We start from the raw sequence: 24205 nt of genomic DNA, 5'->3' as shown, positions 1-24205 counted from the left end.
GAAGGGAATGCCGCGTGTGCGGGTCCCGTGAGGGCCCGCCGCGCGCCGGCCAGGGGTCGGTGGGGCCCCCGTAGGGTGTGGGCAACGGCGGCCCGACAAGGGGCTGTGCCCGGCGGGTGGGCCTGAGTACCGTTCCCGTGCGAGCGACGAGACAGGACGAACCGGAATCGGGGAACGGGACAGGATGGACGCGTACGACGCAGGCTCGGCCGCCCGGCAGGGGGCGCGCGAGGAGTCGCAGCCCGCGCCGCCCGCCGAGCCGCCTCTGCCCGTCGATGCGCCTCTGCCCGCCGACGCGCCCCTGCCCTTCGGCGAGTCTCCCGCCGCCCCGCCGCCGCCCGAACCGGAACCTCGCACGGGCGTCGCCGCCCTCTCCCTGCGCTACCAGATCGGCGCCGCGCTGGCCCTCGCGGTCGTGGCCATCGGCGTCTGTGTCCACATCGGCATGGTCTTTCTGCATGTCGCCCCGCCGAACACGGTCACCAAGCAGCACGGCAAGGCGATCGACGACTGGATATATCCGGAGTTCGAGCAGAACTGGAAGCTGTTCGCCCCCAACCCGCTCCAGCAGAACATCGCGGTGCAGGTGCGCGCCGAGGTCGACACGGCCGGCGGCGGCACCCGCATCACCGGCTGGTACGACCTGTCCGCCCAGGACGGCCGGGCCATCGACGGCAATCTGCTGCCCAGCCACACCCAGCAGAACGAGCTGCGCCGGGCCTGGGACTTCTTCGTCGCCACGCATGACGCCGAGAACCGTCCCGTGGGACTGCGCGGCGCCCTGTCCGAGACCTACCTGCGGCACATAGTGCACTCGCGCCTCGACCGCGCGAACGCGGCCGGGGACGGTGGCGTCGTCGAACGCGTCCAGGTCCGCTCCCGCACCACCAATGTGCCCCCGCCGAAGTGGAGCGACGAGCAGATCTCCGGCAAGGCGACCTACCGGGTGCTGCCCTGGTGGTCGATCCCGGACGACGAGACAGCGGGAGCCGCCCGGTGACCCGCTTCGCCCTCGCGGTCTCCTCCGCCATCGCCCGCGTCACCGAGTCCGCCCTGGGCCCGTACCAGGCGGCCGTGATCCGCATCGGCTTCACCGCGACCTGGCTGCTGTTCCTGCTGCGCGAGCTCCCCCACCGCCATGAGCTGTACGGCCCCGACGGCCCCTGGGACTTCGACCTCGCCCAGCAGCTCATCGGGACGAACGGCTCCTTCACCGCCCTGATCTGGTCGAGCGACGGGCTGTGGTTCGAAGGCGTCTACGTCTTCGCCGTGCTGACCAGCGTCCTGCTGCTGCTCGGCTGGCGCACCCGCACGATGTCCGTGCTGTTCATGGTCGGGGTGCTCTCGCTGCAGAACCGCTCCGTCTTCATGGGCGACGGCGGCGACAACGTGCTGCACCTGATGTGCGTCTACCTCGTCTTCACGCGCTGCGGCCAGGTCTGGTCGCTGGACGAGCGCAGGGCGCGGCGCGGGCGCGAGGCACGCGCGCGTGGCGAGCGGATCGCGCCGGACCGGGTGGGCCCGGCCCTGTGGGGCGTGTTGGGGCTCGCGCTGGTCGCGGTGACCGCGACGGGCCGCCTGGACGGCGATCCGACGGTGCCGGTGATCCTGTGGCTGGTCTGGACGGCACTGGGCGTGTGGTGGATCGTCGGCCGCCGCGCGCGCACCGCGCAGCCGCGCATCCTGCTCGACGTCATCGGCAACATCGTGCACAACGGCGCCCTGCTGGTGATCATGGCTGAGGCGTGCCTGATCTACGCCACCGCCGGCTGGTACAAGATCCAGGGCACGCGCTGGCAGGACGGCACCGCCGTCTACTACCCGCTGCACCTCGACTACTTCTCGCCTTGGCCCGCCCTCGCCGACCTGCTGTCCTCCAGCGGTGCCATGGTGATGCTCATCACCTACGGCACGGTCATCGTGCAGGTCGCCTTCCCGTTCACGCTGTTCAACCGGCGGGTCAAGAACGTCCTCCTCGGCGCGATGATCATCGAGCACGCCGTGATCGCGATAGTCCTCGGCCTGCCGTTCTTCTCCCTGGCCATGATCGCGGCGGACGCGGTCTTCCTGCCGACGACGTTCCTGCGCCGTCTGGGAAGCTGGACGGCACGCGCGCGTGGACGGCTCTCGCGTCTGGTGCGGCGCGGTGAGGACCGTACGGGGCCGCCCGAGCCGCGCACCCCGGAGAACCCCGAGCACGCGCACGTAGGCTTCACGGCATGACCGTGACCACCTGGAACCGGCTCGCCCAGGCGGCCGTACTGCTCGACGGCTTCCACGCCCTCAAGCACGCCGTGCGCTTCGGAGCCGAGGTCCCGGTCGCGGTCACCGTCGACCGGGAGGCCGCGCTCGCCCTCGCCGACGAGCTGGCACCGGACGTACGGGACGCCCTGGACGCGCTGCTGACCGAGGTCCCGGAGGCGACGTATGCCTCCCTCGTCCCGCGCCCGCACCCCACCGCGGTGGCCGCGTTGGCGGTACGTCCGTCCCGCGCGGCCAACCTCGACAAGCTGGCGCGCACCCCGCGCACCGCCCCGGTCGTGGTCCTCGACAACCCCCGCAACCTCGGCAACGCGGGCGCGGTGATCCGCCTGGCCGCCGGTTTCGGCGCGACCGGCGTGGTCACCACCGGCACGCTGGACCCCTGGCATCCGACGGTCGTGCGCGGTGGGGCGGGCCTGCACTTCGCGACCGCGGTGGAGCGGCTGGCGGTGGCCGAGCTGCCGCCCGGCCCGCTCTTCGCGCTCGACCCGGAGGGCGACGACATCCGGGGCACCAAGCTCCCGGACGACGCCGTCCTCGCTTTCGGGTCGGAGCGCAGCGGCCTGTCGGCCGAACTACGCGCGCGTGCCGACCATTTGGTGGCGCTGCCGATGCGCCCCCAGGTCTCCAGCTACAACCTGGCGACGAGCGTGGCGATGACGCTGTACCACTGGAGCCTCGGCAGCGATCAGGGCGGTCAGAGCGGTCAGAGCGTTTAGGCCTCCCGACGCACCTCGATGACCCGGAACCGGTTCGCCACGAACGCGCCGTCACACAGCGCCGAGTTCGCCGCCGGGTTGCCGCCCGACCCGTGGAAGTCGGAGAACGCGGCCGTCTGGTTGACGTACACCCCGCCCGTGAGGTTCAGCGACAACTGGGCCGCCTCCTCCAGGCACGCCTCCTGTACGGCCTGCTCGACCTCGTCGTCGGTGGTGTACGCCCCGACGGTCATCGCGCCCTTCTCCCGCACGGTCCGCCGCAGCAACTCCACCGCGTCCGCCGCCGAGTCGACCGCCACGGCGAACGACACCGGCCCGAAGCACTCGCTCATGTACGCGGCCTCGTCGTCCGGCTTGGCCCCGTCCAGCTTCACGATCACCGGGGTGCGCACCACCGCGTCCGGGAACTCCGGATTGGCGATCTCCCGCGAGGCGAGGGCGACTTCGCCCAGCCCGGCCGCGGCCTCCAGGCGTGCCTTCACATCCGGGTTGACGATCGCGCCGAGCAGCGCGTTCGCGCGGGCGTCGTCGCCGAGGAGGCCGTCGACCGCGCGCGAGAGGTCGGCGACGACCTCGTCGTAGGTCTTGGGGCCCTCGTCGGTGCGGATGCCGTCGCGGGGGACGAGCAGGTTCTGCGGGGTGGTGCACATCTGGCCGCTGTACAGGGAGAGGGAGAAGGCCAGGTTGGACAGCATTCCCTTGTAGTTGTCCGTCGACTCGACGATCACCGTGTTGACGCCGGCCTTCTCCGTGTAGACCTGCGCCTGGCGGGCGTTGGCCTCCAGCCAGTCGCCGAACACGGTCGAGCCGGTGTAGTCGATGATCCGGATCTCCGGGCGGAGGGCCAGGGTCTTCGCGATGCCCTCGCCGGGGCGCTCGGCGGCCAGCGCGACCAGGTTCGGGTCGAAGCCCGCCTCGCCGAGCACCTGCCGGGCGACCTGCACGGTGAGCGCGAGCGGCAGCACCGCGCGCGGGTGGGGCTTGACCAGGACCGCGTTGCCGGTGGCGAGGGAGGCGAACAGGCCCGGGTAGCCGTTCCAGGTCGGGAAGGTGTTGCAGCCGACGAGCAGGGCGATGCCGCGCGGGACCGGCGTGAACTGCTTGTTCAGCGCCAGCGGGTCGCGCTTGCCCTGCGGCTTGGTCCACTCCGCGGTGTCGGGGGTGCGGACCTGCTCGACGTACGCGTACGCCACCGCCTCCAGGCCGCGGTCCTGCGCGTGCGGGCCGCCCGCCTGGAACGCCATCATGAACGCCTGGCCGGAGGTGTGCATGACCGCGTGCGCGAACTCGTGCGTCCGGTCGCTGATCCGCTTGAGGATCTCCAGGCACACCACCGCGCGCATCTCCGCGCCCGCGTCCCGCCACTCGCGCTGTCCGGCCTTCATGGCGGGCAGCAGCAGGTCGATGTCCGGGTGCGGGTACTCGACGCCCAGCTCGATGCCGTAGGGGGAGACCTCGCCGCCCACCCAGTCGTCGGTGCCGGCCTGGCCGAGGTCGAGCCGGTTGCCCAGGAGGGCGTCGAAGGCGGCCTTGCCCGCCGCCGCGTCCAGGCTGCCGTTCTCGCCGTAGGCCTTGGGGTGCTCGGGGTGCGGCGACCAGTACGCGCGCGTGCGGATCGCTTCCAGCGCCTGGTCGAGGGTGGGCCGGTGCTGGGCGATCAGCTCGTGGGCGGTCAGTTCGACGGTGGCCATGCGGGACCAACTCCTCGTTTCCTGAGCTCTCCGTCGAGCTCATGACCTGGGCGGAACATGGGCAGAAACAGCCAGTCAGAGTTAGAGTAACCGAACGATCGGTCGGTTCAAGGGGGTCCGCCGCATCTGTGGAAAACCCCGTGCGGGAGGATCGCGCACATGACAGCACTCGACCTCAGCAGCCCCGTGGCCGTCGTCGGCACGGGCACCATGGGCCAGGGCATCGCCCAGGTCGCGCTGGTGGCGGGCCATCCCGTACGGCTGTACGACGCCGTTCCCGGGCGCGCCAGGGACGCGGCCGACAGGATCGGCGCCCGCCTCGACCGGCTCGTCGAGAAGGACCGGCTCACCGGCGCCGACCGCGACGCGGCCCGCGCCCGGCTGCTGCCGACCGAGGCCCTCACCGACCTCGCGGACTGCGCCCTGGTCGTCGAGGCCGTCGTGGAGCGCCTCGCCGTCAAGCAGAAGCTGCTGCGCGAGCTGGAGGGCATCGTCGGCGAGGACTGCCTGCTCGCCACCAACACCTCATCCCTGTCCGTCACGGCGATCGGCGGTGCCCTGGCCAACCCCGGCCGCTTCGCCGGCCTGCACTTCTTCAACCCGGCGCCGCTCATGCCGCTGGTCGAGGTCGTCTCCGGGTTCGCCACCGACGTCACGTACGCCACGCGCGCGTACGAGACGGCACGCGCCTGGGGCAAGACGCCGGTCGCCTGCGCCGACACCCCCGGCTTCATCGTCAACCGCATCGCGCGGCCCTTCTACGCCGAGGCCTTTGCGGTCTACGAGGCGCAAGGGGCCGACCCCGCCACCATCGACGCGGTGCTGCGCGAGTGCGGCGGGTTCAAGATGGGCGCGTTCGAGCTGACCGACCTCATCGGGCAGGACGTCAACGAGTCCGTCACCCGCTCGGTGTGGGAGTCCTTCTTCCAGGACATGCGCTTCACGCCGTCCCTCGCCCAGCGTCGCCTGGTCGAGTCCGGCCGGCTCGGCCGCAAGAGCGGGCACGGCTGGTACGACTACGGCGAGGCCGCCGAACGGGGCGAGCCGCACACCGCCGAGCAGCAGCCGCAGCCCGCCTACGTCGTCGCCGAGGGCACCCTGGGCCCCGCCGCCGAGCTGCTCGCGCTGATCCGCGAGGCGGGCATCCCGGTGCGCGAGGAGGACGAGGACCACGGCACCCGCCTGGTGCTGCCCAGCGGCGGCCAGCTCGCGCTCGCCGACGGCCAGACGTCGGTGGAGTTCCGGGACGTCGTCTACTTCGACCTCGCCCTCGACTACCGCCGGGCCACCCGCATCGCCCTGTCCGCCTCCCAGGACACCTCGCCGGGGACCCTCGCCGAGGCCACCGGGCTCTTCCAGGCGCTCGGCAAGCAGGTCAGCGTCATCGGCGACGTCCCCGGCATGATCGTCGCCCGCACGGTCGCGAGGATCGTCGACCTGGCGCACGACGCCGTCGCCAAGGGCGTGGCCACCGAGGAGGACATCGACACCGCGATGCGGCTCGGCGTCAACTACCCCGTGGGGCCCTTCGAGTGGAGCCGCAGGCTCGGCCGCGGCTGGGCCTACGACGTCCTGGACGAGCTGCACGTACGCGAGCCGTCCGGTCGATACGCGCCGTCCCTCGCGCTGTACCGCCACGCCTACGCCTCCGACAAGCGGGAGGGCAGCACCTCATGACCACCGCCAAGCGCGACACGTACACCCCTCAGACGCTGCTCTCCGTGGCCGTGCGGGTCTTCAACGAGCGCGGCTACGACGGCACCTCCATGGAGCACCTCTCCAGAGCGGCCGGCATCTCCAAGTCGTCGATCTACCACCACGTCACGGGCAAGGAGGAGCTGCTGCGCCGCGCCGTCAGCCGTGCCCTGGACGGGCTCTTCGGCATCCTCGACGAGGAGCACGCGCGCGTGGGGCACGCCGCCGACCGCCTGGAGTACGTGGTCCGGCGCATGGTGGAGGTGCTCATAACCGAGCTGCCGTACGTCACGTTGCTGCTGCGCGTGCGCGGCAACACCGACACCGAGCGCTGGGCGCTGGAGCGCCGCCGCGACTTCGACCACCAGGTCGCCGCACTGCTCAAGGCGGCCGCCGCGGACGGGGAGGTGCGCGCCGACGTGGAGGTACGGCTCGCCACCCGGCTCGTCTTCGGGATGATCAACTCGATCGTGGAGTGGTACCGCCCGGACGGCCGGGGCATGAGCGAACGCGAGGTGGCCGACACCGTCGTGCGGCTGGTCTTCGGGGGGTTGCGGCAGGAGCACTGACGGGTGTTCACCCCTGCGGCTCCAGGTCCTCCTCCTCGAACACCAGCAGGGTGCGTGTGCTGAGGACCTCGGGGATCGCCTGGAGACGGGTGAGGACCAGTTCGCGCAGGGAGCGGTTGTCGGGGGTGTGCACCAGCAGCAGGACGTCGAAGTCGCCGCCGACCAGGGCGATGTGGGAGGCGCCGGGGAGCTGCCGGAGCTGTTCGCGGACCGCGCGCCAGGTGTTCTGGACGATCTTCAGGGTGATGTACGCCGAGGTGCCCTGGCCGGCGCGTTCGTGGTTGACGCGGGCGCCGAAGCCGCGGATGACGCCGTCCTCGATGAGGCGGTTGATACGGGCGTAGGCGTTGGCGCGCGAGACATGGACCCGTTCGGCGACCGACCGTATGGACGCGCGGCCGTCCGCCTGGAGCATCTGCAGGATGTCCTGATCGATGGCGTCGAGCGGACGGGGCGGCGATTGGGGGACGCCGTCCTGCGGGCTCTCGGCCATTTGTTCAGGCGCCATGTCCCCCTACCTTCCCTCCGTGGACGTACTGCGTTCATTGCAGGCTGTGGAGAACCGTTTGTCCACAGCCTGAGGGGGCCTGTAGCCAAAATGTGCCGACGACCGAACAATCGGTAGGTGAGGCGTGTCACAGGAGCCGCGCCTCCCGTAGCCGCTCCCACGAGGAGGTGCCGTCATGACGGTCATGGAGCAGCGAGGCGCGTACCGGCCATCGCCGCCGCCCGCCTGGCAGCCCCGTATGGACCCCGCGCCGCTGCTGCCCGACGCCGAGCCCCACCGCGTCCTCGGCACCGAGGCCGCCGCGAAGGCCGACCCGGATCTGCTGCGCAAGCTGTACGCCGAGCTGGTGCGAGGGCGCCGGTACAACGCGCAGGCGACCGCGCTCACCAAGCAGGGCCGCCTCGCCGTCTACCCGTCCAGCACCGGTCAGGAGGCCTGCGAGGTCGCCGCCGCGCTGGCCCTGCAGGAGCGCGACTGGCTCTTCCCGAGCTACCGCGACACCCTCGCGGCCGTCGCCCGCGGCGTGGACCCCGTCGAGGCCCTGACCCTGCTGCGCGGCGACTGGCACACCGGCTACGACCCCTACGAGCACCGCGTGGCCCCGCTGTGCACGCCGCTCGCCACCCAGCTCCCGCACGCCGTCGGCCTCGCGCACGCCGCCCGCCTCAAGGGCGACGACGTGGTCGCGCTCGCCATGGTCGGCGACGGCGGCACCAGCGAGGGCGACTTCCACGAGGCGCTGAACTTCGCCGCCGTATGGCAGGCGCCGGTCGTCTTCCTCGTCCAGAACAACGGCTTCGCGATCTCCGTCCCGCTCGCCAAGCAGACCGCGGCCCCGTCGCTGGCCCACAAGGCCGTCGGCTACGGCATGCCCGGCCGCCTGGTCGACGGCAACGACGCGGCCGCCGTGCACGAGGTCGTCGCCGACGCTGTACGGCACGCCCGCGCGGGCGGCGGACCGACGCTGATCGAGGCGATCACCTATCGCATCGACGCCCACACCAACGCCGACGACGCCACCCGCTACCGCGGTGACTCCGAGGTCGAGACCTGGCGCGGGCACGACCCGATCGCCCTCCTGGAGCACGAGCTGACCGAGCGCGGCCTGCTCGACGAGGCCGGCCGGCAGGCCGCCCGGGACGCCGCCGAGGCGATGGCCGCCGATCTGCGCGAGCGCATGAACCAGGACCCGGCGCTGGACCCGATGGACCTGTTCACGCACGTGTACGCCGAGCCCACCCCACAACTGCGCGAGCAGCAGGTCCAGTTGCGCGCCGAGCTCGACGCCGAGCACGGCCATCAGGAAGGTGCGCACCGATGACCACCGTCGCCGTCAAGCCGGCCACCATGGCGCAGGCCCTCACGCGCGCGTTGCGCGACGCCATGGCCGCCGACCCGGCCGTCCACGTCATGGGCGAGGACGTCGGCACCCTCGGCGGCGTCTTCCGCGTCACCGACGGTCTCGCCAAGGAGTTCGGCGAGGACCGGTGCACGGACACCCCGCTGGCCGAGGCGGGCATCCTCGGCACCGCGGTCGGCATGGCCATGTACGGCATGCGCCCGGTCGTGGAGATGCAGTTCGACGCCTTCGCCTACCCGGCGTTCGAGCAGCTCATCTCGCACGTCTCACGCATGCGCAACCGCACCCGCGGCAAGATGCCGCTCCCGATCACCATCCGCGTCCCCTACGGCGGCGGCATCGGCGGCGTCGAGCACCACAGCGACTCCTCCGAGGCGTACTACATGGCGACTCCGGGGCTCCATGTAGTCACGCCCGCGACCGTGGCCGACGCCTACGGCCTGCTGCGCGCCGCCATCGCCTCCGACGACCCGGTCGTCTTCCTGGAGCCCAAGCGGCTGTACTGGTCGAAGGACTCCTGGAACCCGGACGACCCGCAAAGCGTTGAACCGATCGGCCGCGCGGTGGTGCGGCGCTCGGGGAGGAGCGCCACGCTCATCACGTACGGACCGTCCGTGCCGGTCTGCCTCGAAGCCGCCGAGGCGGCCCGGGACGAGGGCTGGGACCTGGAGATCGTCGACCTGCGCTCGCTGGTGCCGTTCGACGACGAGACGGTCGCCGCCTCGGTACGGCGGACCGGACGGGCGGTCGTCGTGCACGAGTCGGGCGGGTTCGGCGGACCGGGAGGGGAGATCGCGGCCCGGGTCACGGAGCGCTGCTTCCACCACCTGGAGGCGCCGGTGCTGCGCGTGGCCGGGTTCGACCTTCCCTACCCGCCGCCGATGCTGGAGCGTCATCACCTGCCCGGCGTGGACCGGATCCTGGACGCCGTGGGGCGTCTGCAGTGGGAGGCGGAGAGCTGATGGCCCAGGTGCTGGAGTTCAGGCTGCCGGATCTCGGCGAGGGCCTGACCGAGGCGGAGATCGTGCGCTGGCTGGTCCAGGTCGGCGATGTCGTCGCCGTCGACCAGCCGGTCGTCGAGGTCGAGACGGCCAAGGCGATGGTCGACGTCCCCTGCCCCTACGCCGGCGTGGTCACGGCCCGCTTCGGCGAGGAGGGCACCGAACTGCCCGTCGGGGCGCCGCTGCTGACCGTGGCGGTGGGCGCGCCGGCCCTCGCCGACGAGACCGAGGGCTCCGGGAACGTGCTGGTGGGATACGGCACCTCGCAGGCCCCGGCGCGGCGGCGCAGGGTGCGGCCGGGGGAGTCGGTGCCCGCGGTTCCCGTGGAACCCGTGCCGGCCAACGGCAAGGCGACCGCCCAGGAGGTGCCCGAGGGACCCGTGCCGGTCATCTCACCCCTCGTCCGCCGGCTCGCCCGGGAGAACGGTCTCGATCTGCGGGAGCTGCACGGCTCCGGACCCGACGGGCTGATCATGCGGGCCGACGTCGAGTACGCCCTGCGTGCGGCCGCAGCACGGGGACGCCCCGCCACGCCGTCGGCCGAACCGCACACCCACGCGGCGCCGGCCCCGGCCCCCTCCGCCGCCGTACCGCCCGCGCACGCCCCCGTCCGCTCCTCCGCGCCCCCCTCCGGCCTCCGCGTCCCCCTCAAGGGCGTCCGCGGTGCCGTGGCCGACAAGCTCTCCCGCAGCCGGCGGGAGATCCCGGACGCCACCTGCTGGGTGGACGCGGACGCGACGGAGCTGATGCGGGCGCGCACCGCGATGAACGCCGCCGGGGGACCGAAGATCTCCCTGCTCGCCCTGCTGGCCCGTATCTGCACCGCCGCGCTGGCCCGGTTCCCCGAGCTGAACTCCACGGTCGACATGGAGGCCCGGGAGGTCGTCCAGCTCGACCATGTGCACCTCGGGTTCGCCGCACAGACCGAGCGGGGACTCGTCGTCCCGGTGGTACGGGACGCCCACGCGCGCGACGCGGAGTCGCTGACCGCGGAGTTCGCCCGGCTGACCGAGGCGGCCCGCGCGGGCACCCTCACACCGGCGGAACTCACCGGCGGGACCTTCACGTTGAACAACTACGGAGTGTTCGGCGTCGACGGCTCCACGCCGATCATCAACCACCCCGAGGCCGCGATGCTCGGCGTCGGCCGCATCATCCCCAAGCCGTGGGTGCACGAGGGCGAGCTGGCCGTGCGCCAGGTCGTCGAGCTCTCGCTCACCTTCGACCACCGGGTCTGCGACGGCGGCACCGCGGGCGGCTTCCTGCGCCATGTGGCGGACTGCGTGGAACAGCCGGCGGTGCTGCTGCGCACGCTGTGACACCTCGGCCGACTCCGCCGCATCCCCCGCGTTCCCTGTGATCGCCGGGGCACGCATACTCGGGGGATGACCGCGTACGAACCGACGGGCGCGCAAGACCCCGGCGACGCACGGCACGACGCCGGGCGGGGCGTCGGGTACGACGCCGTGGTCCTCGCCGGCGGGGCCGCGCGGCGGCTCGGCGGTGTGGACAAGCCCGGTGTGCGCGTCGGCGGGCGGCCGCTGCTCGACCGGGTGCTCGCGGCCTGCGCCGACGCGCGCACCACCGTCGTCGTCGCCGACCCCCGGCCCGCCGCGCGAGCGGTGACCTGGGCGCGCGAGGATCCGCCCGGCGGCGGCCCGCTGGCCGCCCTCGGAGCCGGGCTGCGGCACACCACGGCGGAGTCGGTCGTCGTCCTCTCGGCCGACCTGCCTTTCCTCGACGAGGGCACGGTACGGCGGCTGCTGGCCGCCCTGCGCGCCGGCGATACCGACGGCGTGCTGCTCACCGATGCCGACGGGCGCGACCAGCCCCTCGTCGCCGCCTACCGCGCGTCCGCGCTGCGCCGCGAACTGGCCGCGCTCGCCCGCGGGCACGACGGCCTCACCGGCCTCCCCCTGCGCCGGCTGACCGGCGCTCTCGACCTCACCCGAGTCCCCGACCCCGTCGCGTCCTTCGACTGCGACACCTGGGACGACATCGCCACCGCCAGGGCACGCATCAGGGAGCATGGGCACGTGTTGGATGAATGGATTTCCGCAGTCAAGGACGAACTGGGCCTCGACCTCGACGTCGACACCAAGCTGCTGCTGGACCTCGCCCGCGACGCCGCCCACGGCGTGGCGCGGCCGGCGGCCCCGCTGACCACCTTCCTCGTCGGATACGCGGCCGCGCAGGCCAAGGGGGGCCAGGGAGGCCCGGAAGCCGTCGCGGAGGCGTCCCGCAAGGCCGCCGCGCTCGCCCTGCGCTGGGCGGAGGAGGCCGCGGCGGCCAAGTCCGACCAGGCCCCCGACGCCACGCCCGACACCCGCCCGGACGCCGGATGACCGCCCGCGGCGCCCGCACGGACGAGGACGCCGAGGACCTCGACGTCGAGGAGGTGCTCGCCCTCGTGAACGAGACCAACGGCCACCGCACCCCAGGCGATCACATGCCCGCCGCCACCCCGCACCCCCAGGGCTCCCCCGGGTCCGAGCACCACAAGCCGGACCGCGACAACCCCGACCGCCACCACAAGGCCACCCCATGGCCCGAAGCCCGGGACATCGCCGCCCGCGCCGCCCGCGCCACCACCCGGGCCGCCCGCCGCGCCGCTGTCTCCGTCCCTCTCGACGCCGCCCTCGGCCTCACCCTGGCGGCACCCCTCACCGCCCTGACCGACCTGCCCTCCTTCGACACCTCCGCGATGGACGGCTGGGCGGTCGCGGGACCCGGCCCCTGGGACGTACGGGAGGAAGGCGTGCTGGCCGGGCACGCCGAGCCCGAGCCGCTCACCGACGGCGAGGCCGCCCGTATCGCGACCGGCGCCCGTATCCCCCCGGACACCACCGCCGTCCTGCGCAGCGAGCACGGCCGCACGGACGCCAAGGGCCATCTGCACGCCACCCGGGAGGTCCAGCCCGGCCAGGACATCCGTCCACGCGGCCAGGAGTGCCGCAACGGCGATCAACTGCTCGCCGTCGGCACCCTGGTGACCCCGGCGGTGCTGGGCCTGGCGGCCGCCGCCGGATACGACACCGTCACCGCCGTACCCCGGCCCCGCGTCGAAGTCCTCGTCCTCGGCGACGAATTGCTCACCGAAGGGCGCCCGCACGACGGGCTCATCCGGGACGCCCTCGGCCCGATGCTCCCGCCCTGGCTGCGCGCACTCGGCGCCGATGTCACCGCCGTGCGCCGGCTGGGCGACGACGCCAAGGCCCTGCACAAGGCCCTCACCAAGTCCGATGCCGACCTCATCGTCACCACGGGCGGTACCGCGGCCGGTCCCGTCGACCACGTCCACCCCATCCTGCGACGCATCGGCGCCGAACTCCTCGTGGACGGCGTCAAAGTGCGCCCCGGCCACCCCATGCTGCTGGCCCGCATCAAGGAGGACCAGCACCTCGTCGGGCTGCCCGGCAACCCCCTGGCCGCCGTCTCCGGCCTGCTCACCCTGGCCGAACCCATGCTGCGCACCCTCGCGGCTCGCCCCGCTCCGGAGGCGTACGCGCTGCCCCTGAAGGAGGCGGCGCACGGGCATCCGTACGACACCCGGCTCATCCCCGTCGTGCTGCGCGGCGATCACGCCGTGCCGTTGCACTACCAGGGGCCGGCCATGCTGCGGGGCATGGCGGCGGCCGACGCCATCGCGGTCGTACCGCCGGGCGGAGCGGGTGCGGGTCAGGAGACCGAACTGCTCGATCTGCCCTGGGCGAGTGCCGGCATCGAGGTGTGTTTCACGTGAAACTTCCGGGCCAGGACGCCATAGCGCGCCGGGCGGACGAGCGGGTCGAGACCTATCGGGTGAAGCTCCCGAAGAAGATCGTGGAGCATCCGTTCCGGCACCTCGCCAAGCGGGTCGTGCTGGCCTTGTCGCTGCTCGTTGCCACTGCCTTGATCACCTATGCCGACCGCGACGGTTACACCGACAGCGCCGACGGTTCCGTCGATCTCCTCGACTCGTTCTATTACGCGACCGTCAGCCTCTCCACCACGGGGTACGGCGACATCACCCCGGTCACTGACGCCGCCCGGCTCACCAACATCTTCGTCATCACACCGATGCGTGTGCTGTTCCTGATCATCCTGGTCGGCACCACGCTCGAGGTCCTCACCGAGCGGACCCGGGAGGAATGGCGACTGACCCGCTGGAGGTCCGCCTTGCGCGATCACACCGTCGTCGTCGGCTTCGGCACCAAGGGGCGTTCGGCGATCCAGACCGTCTGTGCGACCGGGTTGAGGAAGGACCAGGTCGTTGTGGTCGACCCGAGTTCCAAGGTGATCGACGCGGCCGTCGCGGACGGATACGCCGGGGTCACGGGGGACGCGACGCGCAGCGAGGTCCTCAGGCGGGCCGAGGTGCACAAGGCGCGGAAGATCATCATCGCGACCCAGCGGGACGACACGGCCGTGCTGGTGACGCTGACGGCCCGGCAGCTCAACCCGGGCGCGAAGATCGTGGCCGCGGTCCGCGAGGAGGAGAACGCCCCGCTGCTGAAGCAGTCCGGCGCCGACGCGGTCATCACCAGCGCCAGCGCGGCCGGGCGACTGCTCGGCCTGTCCGTGCTCAGCCCCGCCGCCGGCATGGTCCTTGAGGACCTCATCCAGCAGGGCAGCGGGCTGGACATCGTCGAGCGGCCGATCATAAAGGCCGAGGCGGGCAAGAGCCCGCGGCAGTTGGACGACCTGGTGGTGAGCGTCGTACGCGGGCACCGCGTGCTCGGATACGACGATCCGGCCGTCGGGACACTGGAGTTGACGGACCGGCTCATCACCATCGTGCGGGCGACGCCGGGCAGTCAGGTGGCACCCGATGAGCGGCGGCTGCCCCCGGGGATGAAACCGATCTGACACCCTCGGCGCCCCCGGGGCAGAACAGCCCCCAAGACCTCCTGACGCCCGGTCCGGCTACTTGCGGTTGTACAGCCGCATCGTGATCGGCCCGAAGACCAGCACGAACAGTCCGGCCCAGCCCACCGACCAGGCGATCTCGTCCGCCGGCCAGTCGCCCGCCATCAACCCGCGTACCGCCGAGGACAGATGGGTGATCGGGCTGTTGTTCACGAACGCCTGGAGCCAGCCCGGCATGGTCTTGGGCTCGACGAAGACGTTGGACAGGAAGGTGAGCGGGAAGATCACCATCATGCTGACGCCCATCACCGACTTCTCGGAGCGCAGCATCAGCCCGAACATCGTCCAGATCCACGAGAACGCGAACGAGAAGGCGACCAGCAGCGCGATCCCGGCGAGCACTCCGCCGACGCCGCCGTCGGGTCGGTAGCCCAGGATGATGCCGACGGTGAGCATCACGACGGACGCGATGGTGTAGCGCAGGGCGTCACCCAGCAGATAGCCGACCATCGTCGACGGCCGCCAGATCGGCAGCGAGCGGAAGCGGTCGAAGACGCCCTTCTCGATGTCGGTGTTCACCGAGACGCCCGTGTACATGGTGATCATCACGACCGACATCACCAGGATGCCCGGCAGCAGGAACTGGATGTACTCCTTCGGGGACCCGGCCAGGGCGCCCCCGAACAGGTACGTGTACATCAGCACCATCATGATCGGGAACGCGGTGACGTCGAAGAGCTGCTCCGGTACGTGCTTGATCTTCAGTATCGCCCGCCAGCCGAACGTCAGGCACGCCGACCAGGCGCTGGGCCGCGGCGGGCGCTCCTTGCTGACGAGCAGCGCGGCGAGCGACTCGGCGCTGACGGGGGCGAGTTCCCTGCTCTCGGTCTGCGTCGCGGTGCTCATGCCGTCACCTCGTCCTTGTCGGCGTCGTGGTCGTGGGCGTCGTGCGTGTCGTGTCCGGTGAGGGCGAGGAACACCTCGTCCAGGCTGGGCTGACCCAGCGAGAAGTTGTCGACGATGATTCCGGTGCGGGCCAGCTCGGCGAGCGCCCGGCCCGCCTGCTCGGCCGCCCCCTGTCCGCCCGCGGCCCCGGAACCGACGCGCGCGGTGAGCGCCACGGGGTCCGGCTCCAACTGCACGTCCGCGTCCAGGGCCAGCCGCAGCACCCGCTCGGCCTCCGGCCGCTGCTCCGGATCGCGCAGCCGCAGATGGACGGACCCGGCGCCGACGGACGCCTTCAGCTCGCCCTTGGTCCCCTCGGCGATCACCTTGCCGCGGTCGATGACGGCGATCCGGGACGCGAGCTGGTCGGCCTCGTCCAGGTACTGCGTGGTCAGCAGCACCGTGGTGCCCTGGGCGACGACCGCGCGCACGATGTCCCACACCTGGTTGCGGCTGCGCGGATCGAGGCCGGTCGTGGGCTCGTCGAGGAAGAGCAGGTCGGGGGTGTTGAGGATCGACGCGGCGATGTCGATACGGCGCCGCATGCCGCCCGAGTAGTTCTTGACCTGCTTCCCGGCCGCGTCCGTCAGCCCGAAGGCCTCCAGAAGCTGTGCGGCGCGCTCGCGCGCGGCCTGCTTGCCGTGTCCGAGGAGGCGGCCCAGCAGGACCAGGTTCTCGGTGCCGGTGAGGTCCTCGTCCACGGAGGCGTACTGGCCGGTCAGGCTGACCCGGCCGCGCACCGCGTCCGCCTCGCGGACGACGTCGTGCCCGAAGACGTGGGCCTCGCCGCCGTCGGGTCGCAGCAGGGTGGCGAGCATCTTCACGGTGGTGGTCTTGCCGGCGCCGTTCGGGCCGAGGACGCCGTAGACCGTGCCGGCCGGAACCGCGAGGTCCACGCCGTCGACGGCCCGCGTCTCGCCGAACGTCTTCACCAGACCGGCGGTCTCGATCGCGAGACCGGACGTCGTCTGCGTGCTCATGCTGTCGGGATCCTTCCGAGTGGTCCTTCCGCGGCTTTGGGCTACGCATGGGGAGACTTTTACGGTCGCGCAAACTCATCGGTTCCGCACAGGGATTTCCGGCAGACCCGTCGAAGGTCCGAGGGACCGGGGAAGAAGGTCCCAGGGACCTGCGGCCGGGGGATGAGGGCCGGGGGATGAGGGCCGGGGGACGAGGGCCGGGGGATGAGAGCCGGGATGAGGGCCGGGGATGAGGGCCAGGGACGAGGGCCGAGGAGTAGCGTCCGTCCCATGCATGCGATCACGATTCCCGAACCTGGTGGGCCCGAGGCGCTGGCGTGGGTCGAGGTCCCCGACCCCGTGGCCGGTGAGGGCGAGGTGCTGGTCGACGTGACGGCCGGGGCCGTCAACCGCGCCGACATCCTGCAGCGCCAGGGCTTCTACAACCCGCCGCCCGGCACCTCCCCCTACCCCGGCCTGGAGTGCTCCGGCCGGATCGCCGAGGTCGGCCCGGGGGTCTCCGGCTGGGCCGTCGGCGACGAGGTGTGCGCGCTGCTGGCGGGCGGCGGCTACGCCGAGAAGGTCGCCGTGCCGGCCGGTCAGCTGCTGCCCGTGCCCAAGGGGCTGAGCCTGACGCGGGCCGCCGCGCTGCCCGAGGTGGTCTGCACGGTCTGGTCCAACGTGTTCATGGTCGCCCATCTCCGCCCCGGCGAGACGCTGCTCGTGCACGGCGGCTCCAGCGGCATCGGCACCATGGCCATCCAGCTCGCCAAGGCGGTCGGCGCCAAGGTGGCCGTCACCGCGGGCAGCAAGGAGAAGCTCGACCGGTGTGCCGAGCTGGGTGCCGACATCCTGATCAACTACCGGGAACAGGACTTCGTCGCCGAGGTCAGGGAGGCCACCGACGGGGCCGGGGCCGACGTCATCCTCGACAACATGGGCGCCAAGTACCTCGACCGCAATGTCCAGGCCCTCGCCGTCAACGGGCGCCTCGCCATCATCGGCATGCAGGGCGGCGTGAAGGGCGAGCTCAACATCGGCGCGCTCCTTGCCAAGCGCGGCGCCATCAGCGCGACCTCGCTGCGGGCCCGTCCGCTCGCCGAGAAGGCGGCCATCGTGGCGGCCGTACGCGAACACGTCTGGCCCCTCCTGGACGCCGGCCACGTACGCCCCGTCGTCGACCGCGAACTGCCGATGAACGAGGCGTCGGAGGCGCACCGGGTGCTCGAGGAGAGCGGGCACGTGGGGAAGGTGCTGCTCGTCGCGCCGTAGGGCATCTGGTGGACGGGGAAGGTGCTCGTCGCGCCGTAGGGCACCTGGGCCGTGTGGTGGGACTGGCGGGCTTGTGAGGACGACGTCGAGACCGAGTCCGCCCTGCGACCGCCGCGGTGGCAAAGGCGTCGTCGGATCTGCTGGTGTGCGCTTGTCGGGGTGGTGGGGCGCTGTCGGATCTGCCGGTGTGCGTCTGCTGCGGTGGCGAAGGTGCCGTCGGCCTGTCGGTGTGCGTCTGTCGGGGTGGCGAGGTGCTGTCGGACCTGCCGGTGCGCACCCGCCCCGGTAGCGAAGGCACCGCCGCGTACCCGTCCCGGACAGCGCCCGCTAGTCCCTTCGCAGCCGAAGCCCCACGAAGGCGAGGCCCAGGCCGAGGCCGATCAGTACCAGGCCGGTGCCGAGGGGCAGTAGTTCGAGCACGGGCTCGGTGGGGCCGCCGGCGTGCGGGGCCGGGTGCCGTGCGGGGTGGGTAGGCGGGGTGGGGTGTGCCGGGTCCTGCGCGGGGGCCTCGGCCGTGTCCGAGCTCTCGGGCATGCCCCAGCCGTCCTCCTCGCCCTCGCCCTCCTCCTCAGGCGTTCCCGAGTCGCGCCCCTCGCCGACACCCTCCTCGCGGCCAGGCCTGTCTCTCCCCTTGTTCCGCCCCGCCTCCTCGTCCTCCAGCGGCCCCCTCACCCGCCCGGGCCGCCCCGGCCGGTCCCGGCCCTCACCCGCCCGGCTCCCGGCCCGGGAGGGCTTGGCGGAGGGCGTGGGAGAGGAGGCGGTGGGCCCGTGGGCGCTGGATGTGGACGGAGCACTCGGCCCCTCCCCGGCTTCTGACTCCTCCCCGGCTTCCGACCCCTCCGCGGTTTCGGACTCCTCCCCGGCTTCCGATGCCTCCTCGGCGGTCTCCCCGCCCCCGTCGGCGGAGGCGGACGGCCTCTCGGGCGCACCCGGAGGGTCGGAGGAAGGACGGGCGTCGCCCTCGACCGCGGAGCCGGACGACATCCCGGAGGGCGCCGTCGGCGAACCCGCGGGTTCGGAGGAGGCCAGGGGCGAGTGCGACACACCCGCGGAACCGGATGGCCGCGCCGCCCGCGGATCATCGGCGCCGTACGACGTCCCGGCCCCCCACAGCCCGACGGCCAGCCCCGTCACCACCACGACCAGCGTCCCCGCCGGCCGCGGCAGGCCGCGCGACCCGCTCGGAGCAGCTCGCGTACGCCCCCGCACCGCCCCCGGCCATGAAGTCATGGAACAACCTTCACAGCGCCCGGCACACCCGGCATTCCGGACTCCGCCACCCGATCCAATCCAGCGCCCACGTACGGCTGGGACCCGCCGCTGAAGACCATGGCGACCAGCCTGGTCCGGCGCCCGTGTGCGGGTGGGACCCGGCGGCAGTGCATCCTGCCGACCGGGCTGCTCCGGCGCCCGCGTGCGGCTGGGACCTGCCGCTGAAGACCATGCCGACCAGGCTGGTCCGGGCCCGTGTGCGGGTGGGACCCGGCCGCAGTGCATCCTGTCGACCAGGCTGCTCCGGCGCCCGTGTGCGGCTGGGACCTGCCGCTGAAGACCATGCCGACCAGCCTGGTCCGGCGCCCGTGTGCGGGTCGGACCTGGCCGCCGTGCATCCTGCCGACCGGGCTGCTCCGGCGCCCGTGTGCGGCTGGGACCCGCCGCTGAAGACCATGGCGACCTGCCCGGTCCGGCGCCCCTGTGCGGCTAGGGCCTGGCCGCCGTGCATCCTGCCGACCAGGAGGCAGGTCCAGCACCCGCGTACAGGTGGACCCCGGCTGCCGTGCATCGTGCCGACCAGGCCGGTCCGGCGCCCGCGTGCAGGTCTGCCCCGGCCGCCGTGCATCGTGCCGACCAGCCCGGTCCGGCTCCCACGTACAGCTGGGACCCGGCCGCAGACCACCATGCCGGCCAGGCCGGACGGCAGTCGGTGTAGTCGGGGTGTGGCGGAAACCGGTTGTGCGTAAACGGTGGATCAGCCCACACGGGGGGCACCACGATGATGAGCTGTACGGGTGCGAGAGAATGGCGGCATGGAGATGCCGAGGAACGAAAGGTCGCCCGAGAACCCCCAGATCCTGGTCGTCGGCCAGGACGGGATGGCGCTCAGCGGTGGCAACGGAGACGAGGACTCCCGCGAGATCCCGGTGACGGAGCAGGTCGAGCAGCCGGCGAAGGTCATGCGGATCGGCAGCATGATCAAGCAGTTGCTCGAAGAAGTGCGCGCCGCTCCTCTGGACGAGGCGAGCCGGGTCCGGCTGAAGGAGATCCACGCCAGCTCGGTGAAGGAGCTGGAGGACGGACTGGCCCCGGAGCTCGTCGAGGAGCTGGAGCGGCTCTCCCTGCCCTTCACGGACGACGGGACTCCGTCCGACGCGGAACTGCGTATCGCGCAGGCCCAGTTGGTCGGCTGGCTGGAGGGCCTCTTCCACGGCATCCAGACCACGCTCTTCGCCCAGCAGATGGCCGCTCGCGCCCAGCTCGAGCAGATGCGCCGCGCCCTTCCGCCGGGCGTCGGTGGCCACGAGGAGGGCGAGCAGCACCCGGGCGGCCGCTCGGGCGGGCCGTACCTGTAACCACCTGCCCATGATCAGCGAAGGGCCCGGCAGCACAGGCTGCCGGGCCCTTCGCGAGCCCGGTGCCGCCGAGCCCTCTCACGCCGCAGACGTCACTCCGGGTTGCCCGTCGACACCTCGAACGTGAGCGTCGGCGGGTCCTCCGGGTCGATGTCCTCACCCGCCTTCGGCGACTGCCGCAGGATGGTGCCCTGGCCGTACGTGTTCTCTTCGACGTCGACCTTCTTGTACTCCCACTCCGCCGCGTCGAGGCACTCGACGACCGACGGCCAGTACTTGTACGTGAAGTCCGGCACCCGCACCTTGTCGGGGTCCCGGTACGACTCCGACGGCTCGGTGCACTCCGACGTCTCGACCGTCCTCGAACTGTCGCCCTCGCGGTAGCCCGCCTTCTTCGTCACCGAGGGCGTCGCGGTCGAGCCGCCCGCGCCCTCGTTGCCCTTGGAGCCGCCGTTGTTCAGCACCAGCGCCACGATCAGGCCGACCACCGCGACGATGGACACCACGATCGAGCCGACGACGACGGGCCTGTTGGATTTGCCCCCGCCCGAAGCGGGCTGCGGCTGGGGCGAGATGGTGTACGGGGGCGGCGTCGGGTGGCCCGGCTGCGGGGAGTAGGCCGCCGGCTGGGGGGTCTGGTAGCCGGGCTGCTGCGGATAGCCGTACGACGGGGAGGGGGCCGATGGCGGCGGGGTGCCGTACGGATTCGGATTCGGACTCGGATTCGGCGCCGGGGTCTGCTGGTACGGCGTCTGGACGGGGCCCCCGGGCGGCGGGGTCTGGCCGACCGGCGGGAACACCGAGGCGCCGACGCCCTGGCCGCTCTGCGTCTGCGCGCCCGGCACGATGCTCGGCGGGGTCGCCTGGAAGGAGGCGGCCACGCGCAGGCACTCGTCGCGCATGGACTCGGCGCTCGGGAAGCGTTCGTTCGGGTTCTTCTTCAGGGCGCGGGACACCAGCGCGTCCACGGCCGGCGGCAGCGCCCGGTTGATCGAGGACGGGGCGACCGGCTCCTCCTGCACATGCGCGTACGCGATCGCCAGCGGCGAGTCGGCGTCGAACGGCAGCCGCCCGGTGACGAGTTGGAACAGCATGATGCCGACCGAGTAGAGGTCGGAGCGGGCGTCCACGGAACGGCCGAGCGCCTGCTCGGGCGAGAGGTACTGCGGGGTGCCGACCACCATGCCGGTCTGTGTCATCGACGTCACACCGGACTGCATGGCGCGCGCGATGCCGAAGTCCATCACCTTGACCACGCCACGCTTGTTCAGCATCACGTTGCCCGGCTTGATGTCCCGGTGGACCAGCCCCATCTCATGGCTGATCTCCAGCGCGGCCAGCACATCCGCGGTGATCTTCAGCGCCTTGTCGGCGGGCATCGCGCCCAACTGCCGTACGTCCTCGTCGAAGACGGAGCTGAGCGGGCGGCCCTCGATGTACTCCATGACGATGTACGGCGTCGTCATGTCGTCGACGGTGTCCTCGCCGGTGTCGAAGACCGAGACGATATTGGTGTGCGTGAGTTTGGCCACGGCCTGGGCCTCGCGGCGGAAGCGCTCGCGGAAGGCCTGCTCGCGGCCGAGCTCGGTGTGCAGCGTCTTGACCGCGACCTGCCGGTCGAGCACGGAGTCGTAGGCGAGGTGCACGGAGGCCATGCCGCCCTGCCCGAGCAAGTCGCGCAACTGATAGCGGCCGCCGGCCAGCGCCCGCCCCCCGGTACCGCCCTGTGCGCCGTCCTGGCTCATGTTCTGCGTCCCCCGTGCCTCTCGGGCGCCTGCGATTGCCCGTGGATCGAGTGATCCCGAGTGATCCAATGTGCTATTCCCGGCCAAGTCTGCCCCACGGCACTGACAGGTCAAGCGCGGTGCCCGTTCCGTGACCGTACGCGAAGGCGGCGTCGCGGAAGCGTTACAGCGGTCGTACCGTCGGTGCACAGAATTTGCACGAGTGGACGGGTGCCGGTTTCATGGCCGGTCCGTCTCCGTCCGATTGGTGCGACCTTCTCGGACCGACGGCTTGCGCGGAGGCTGTAGCGTGGCCGACGGAGACCGTAACAACACCGCGCGCACCGCGGGCAGAAACGACGGCGAGGACTGATGGCACAGCAGCAGCGCGCTCAGGGCCCGTCCGACCCCGAGGCGGCTGGCGGCGGTATGTCAGACGCGCCGGAAATGTGGGGTAATGGCGGACTTGTCGGGGACGGCCGTTACAGGCTGACCCGCAGACTCGGCCGGGGCGGCATGGCCGAGGTGTTCGCGGCCGAGGACGTGCGTCTCGGCCGCACCGTGGCGGTCAAGCTGCTGCGCTCGGACCTCGCCGAGGACCCGGTGTCCAAGGCCCGCTTCACGCGCGAGGCCCAGTCGGTGGCCGGCCTCAACCATCACGCGATCGTCGCCGTGTACGACTCCGGCGAGGACGTCGTGGGCGGCCAGAGCGTGCCGTACATCGTCATGGAGATCGTCGAGGGGCGGACCATCCGCGACCTCCTGATCAACGCCGAGGCACCCGGCCCCGAGCAGGCGCTGATCATCGTCTCCGGCGTCCTGGAGGCGCTCGCCTATTCGCACCAGCACGGCATCGTGCACCGCGACATCAAGCCCGCCAACGTCATCATCACCAACAACGGCGCCGTGAAGGTGATGGACTTCGGCATCGCACGCGCCCTGCACGGCGCGCAGTCGACGATGACGCAGACCGGCATGGTCATGGGCACGCCGCAGTACCTGTCGCCCGAGCAGGCGCTCGGCAAGGCGGTCGACCACCGCTCCGACCTGTACGCGACCGGCTGTCTGCTCTACGAACTCCTCGCGCTGCGGCCGCCGTTCACCGGCGAGACCCCGCTGTCGGTGGTCTACCAGCACGTCCAGGACATCCCGACCCCGCCCTCCGAGGTCTCCGACGCCACGCCGCCCGAGCTCGACGGCCTGGTCATGCGCTCGCTCGCCAAGGAGCCCGACGACCGCTTCCAGACGGCCGAGGAGATGCGCGGGCTCGTCCAGTACGGCCTGCAGATGCTGTACGACCAGGGCGGCCACACCGGCACCTGGAACACCGGCCCGGTGGCCGTGCACGACGGCCGGCACACCCCGGCGGCCGGCTTCGCGCACACGACCGTCATGGGGCACCCCGGCGACTCGGGTGCCGGTACGGCGCAGATCCCGCAGCCGATCCTGCCCAACCGGTACGGGGGCGGTGACGACGGCGGCTTCGAGGGGCACGGCAACAAGGGCGGCGGCGGTCGCGGCAAGCTGTGGATCCTCGCCGTCCTCGCGGTGATCGCCATCGCGGCGGGCGTCGCGCTGGCGATGAACGGCGGCGACAAGAAGGAGCCGGGAGGCGACGTCAAGCCGACGCCGACCGCGTCGCAGAGCAGCGACCAGGAAAAGACGACCGACGAGCCCACGGACGAGCCGACCGAGGAGCCGACGGACGAGGTCACCGAGGACGGCGGCGGCACGGGCGGCGACCCGGACTACACGCCGACCGAGCAGCCCACGTACACGCCCACCGAGCAGCCCACGCAGCAGCCGACCGAGCAGCCGACCAACAGCCAGCAGCCGACGGAGGAGCCCACCGAGGAACCCACCGAGGAGCCGACGGAGGAGCCCACCGCGCCGACGTCCGCCCCGACGGCGCCGACGGACGGCGGCGTCACCGGAGGCTGACCACCCTCGGTTGAAACCGCAAGCACCTCCTTACGCGCGCGTGTGGCCCGGAAACGGGCTCCACGCGCGCGTGTATTTGATCTTCCTTTGATCTTCCTTTCGGTCGATCTCCTCCCGGCGGCTCTTCCCGTGACCTGGGTC

General features: G+C 72.1%; 20 protein-coding genes. 14 read left to right on the top strand and 6 right to left on the bottom strand.

What is annotated here, in order from left to right:
• Positions 1-184 precede the first annotated feature (184 nt).
• Genes ACP4J3_RS35490 through ACP4J3_RS35480 form a run of 3 tightly spaced genes read left to right on the top strand, consistent with a single transcriptional unit; the run spans position 185 to position 2981 of the window.
• Positions 185-1000, top strand: a complete 816-nt coding sequence (locus tag ACP4J3_RS35490) for a DUF5819 family protein (RefSeq protein WP_426540424.1) — start codon at positions 185-187, stop codon at positions 998-1000.
• Complete coding sequence (locus tag ACP4J3_RS35485) at positions 997-2223, top strand: HTTM domain-containing protein (RefSeq protein ID WP_426540423.1); 1227 nt, start codon at positions 997-999, stop codon at positions 2221-2223. Before ACP4J3_RS35490 ends, ACP4J3_RS35485 begins: the two co-directional genes overlap by 4 nt.
• Positions 2220-2981 (top strand): TrmH family RNA methyltransferase, encoded by a 762-nt coding sequence (locus ACP4J3_RS35480; RefSeq protein WP_426540422.1) that lies wholly within the window; start codon positions 2220-2222, stop codon positions 2979-2981. Before ACP4J3_RS35485 ends, ACP4J3_RS35480 begins: the two co-directional genes overlap by 4 nt.
• Here the strand turns inward: ACP4J3_RS35480 and paaN are convergent.
• On the bottom strand, positions 2978-4672 hold the full coding sequence (gene paaN / locus ACP4J3_RS35475; protein ID WP_426540421.1) for a phenylacetic acid degradation protein PaaN: 1695 nt from the start codon (positions 4670-4672) through the stop codon (positions 2978-2980). The genes ACP4J3_RS35480 and paaN overlap by 4 nt on opposite strands.
• Before the next feature lie 159 nt (positions 4673-4831).
• Between paaN and ACP4J3_RS35470 the strand changes: the two genes are divergently transcribed.
• Both ACP4J3_RS35470 and ACP4J3_RS35465 read left to right on the top strand, forming a co-directional pair.
• Positions 4832-6349, top strand: coding sequence for a 3-hydroxyacyl-CoA dehydrogenase (locus tag ACP4J3_RS35470; protein ID WP_426540420.1), 1518 nt, complete (start codon positions 4832-4834; stop codon positions 6347-6349).
• The gene (locus ACP4J3_RS35465; protein ID WP_426540419.1) at positions 6346-6936 is read left to right on the top strand and encodes a TetR/AcrR family transcriptional regulator; all 591 of its coding nucleotides are present in this window, start codon (positions 6346-6348) and stop codon (positions 6934-6936) included. Before ACP4J3_RS35470 ends, ACP4J3_RS35465 begins: the two co-directional genes overlap by 4 nt.
• Positions 6937-6943: 7 nt before the next feature.
• Here the strand turns inward: ACP4J3_RS35465 and ACP4J3_RS35460 are convergent, their stop codons facing one another.
• A complete protein-coding gene (locus ACP4J3_RS35460; protein WP_426540443.1) occupies positions 6944-7429 on the bottom strand; it encodes an Lrp/AsnC family transcriptional regulator in 486 nt (161 codons plus the stop codon).
• 190 nt (positions 7430-7619) lie between these two features.
• Between ACP4J3_RS35460 and pdhA the strand changes: the two genes are divergently transcribed.
• From pdhA to ACP4J3_RS35430, 6 genes are all read left to right on the top strand, one after another.
• The gene (gene pdhA, locus ACP4J3_RS35455; protein ID WP_426540418.1) at positions 7620-8765 is read left to right on the top strand and encodes a pyruvate dehydrogenase (acetyl-transferring) E1 component subunit alpha; all 1146 of its coding nucleotides are present in this window, start codon (positions 7620-7622) and stop codon (positions 8763-8765) included.
• Positions 8762-9766 (top strand): alpha-ketoacid dehydrogenase subunit beta, encoded by a 1005-nt coding sequence (locus tag ACP4J3_RS35450; RefSeq protein WP_426540417.1) that lies wholly within the window; start codon positions 8762-8764, stop codon positions 9764-9766. Before pdhA ends, ACP4J3_RS35450 begins: the two co-directional genes overlap by 4 nt.
• Entirely contained in the window at positions 9766-11124 is a 1359-nt protein-coding gene (locus ACP4J3_RS35445; protein WP_426540416.1) for a dihydrolipoamide acetyltransferase family protein, read from the top strand. Before ACP4J3_RS35450 ends, ACP4J3_RS35445 begins: the two co-directional genes overlap by 1 nt.
• 66 nt (positions 11125-11190) lie before the next feature.
• Positions 11191-12150, top strand: a complete 960-nt coding sequence (locus ACP4J3_RS35440; RefSeq protein WP_426540415.1) for an NTP transferase domain-containing protein — start codon at positions 11191-11193, stop codon at positions 12148-12150.
• Positions 12147-13547: a molybdopterin molybdotransferase MoeA gene (locus tag ACP4J3_RS35435; RefSeq protein WP_426540414.1), complete on the top strand. Its 1401-nt coding sequence runs from the start codon at positions 12147-12149 to the stop codon at positions 13545-13547. Before ACP4J3_RS35440 ends, ACP4J3_RS35435 begins: the two co-directional genes overlap by 4 nt.
• On the top strand, positions 13544-14653 hold the full coding sequence (locus ACP4J3_RS35430) for a potassium channel family protein (RefSeq protein WP_426540413.1): 1110 nt from the start codon (positions 13544-13546) through the stop codon (positions 14651-14653). Before ACP4J3_RS35435 ends, ACP4J3_RS35430 begins: the two co-directional genes overlap by 4 nt.
• Positions 14654-14710: 57 nt before the next feature.
• On the opposite strand, the gene ACP4J3_RS35425 is transcribed toward ACP4J3_RS35430, so the two are convergent.
• Positions 14711-15559, bottom strand: a complete 849-nt coding sequence (locus ACP4J3_RS35425) for an ABC transporter permease (RefSeq protein ID WP_426540412.1) — start codon at positions 15557-15559, stop codon at positions 14711-14713.
• Positions 15556-16578, bottom strand: coding sequence for an ATP-binding cassette domain-containing protein (locus ACP4J3_RS35420; protein ID WP_426540411.1), 1023 nt, complete (start codon positions 16576-16578; stop codon positions 15556-15558). The genes ACP4J3_RS35425 and ACP4J3_RS35420 overlap by 4 nt, the downstream gene beginning before the upstream one ends.
• Before the next feature lie 270 nt (positions 16579-16848).
• On the opposite strand from ACP4J3_RS35420, the gene ACP4J3_RS35415 reads away from it, so the two are divergent.
• Positions 16849-17829 carry an NAD(P)H-quinone oxidoreductase gene (locus tag ACP4J3_RS35415; protein WP_426540410.1) on the top strand — a complete coding sequence of 327 codons (981 nt, stop codon included), beginning with the start codon at positions 16849-16851 and terminating at the stop codon, positions 17827-17829.
• Positions 17830-18156: 327 nt separating this feature from the next.
• Here the strand turns inward: ACP4J3_RS35415 and ACP4J3_RS35410 are convergent, their stop codons facing one another.
• Positions 18157-19059 (bottom strand): hypothetical protein, encoded by a 903-nt coding sequence (locus ACP4J3_RS35410; protein WP_426540409.1) that lies wholly within the window; start codon positions 19057-19059, stop codon positions 18157-18159.
• A gap of 797 nt (positions 19060-19856) precedes the next feature.
• Between ACP4J3_RS35410 and ACP4J3_RS35405 the strand changes: the two genes are divergently transcribed.
• The gene (locus ACP4J3_RS35405) at positions 19857-20399 is read left to right on the top strand and encodes a bacterial proteasome activator family protein (protein WP_426540408.1); all 543 of its coding nucleotides are present in this window, start codon (positions 19857-19859) and stop codon (positions 20397-20399) included.
• Positions 20400-20491: 92 nt separating this feature from the next.
• Here the strand turns inward: ACP4J3_RS35405 and ACP4J3_RS35400 are convergent, their stop codons facing one another.
• Positions 20492-22144: a protein kinase domain-containing protein gene (locus ACP4J3_RS35400; protein ID WP_426540407.1), complete on the bottom strand. Its 1653-nt coding sequence runs from the start codon at positions 22142-22144 to the stop codon at positions 20492-20494.
• Positions 22145-22495: 351 nt separating this feature from the next.
• Between ACP4J3_RS35400 and ACP4J3_RS35395 the strand changes: the two genes are divergently transcribed.
• Positions 22496-24064: a protein kinase domain-containing protein gene (locus ACP4J3_RS35395; protein WP_426540406.1), complete on the top strand. Its 1569-nt coding sequence runs from the start codon at positions 22496-22498 to the stop codon at positions 24062-24064.
• The last annotated feature ends 141 nt before the right edge of the window (positions 24065-24205 follow it).

It is taken from the genome of Streptomyces sp. UG1, from assembly GCF_049974585.1.
Taxonomy (GTDB): domain Bacteria; phylum Actinomycetota; class Actinomycetes; order Streptomycetales; family Streptomycetaceae; genus Streptomyces.
The sequence above is the reverse complement of the archived record's forward strand: the minus strand, read 5'-3'. Positions and strand labels throughout refer to the sequence as shown.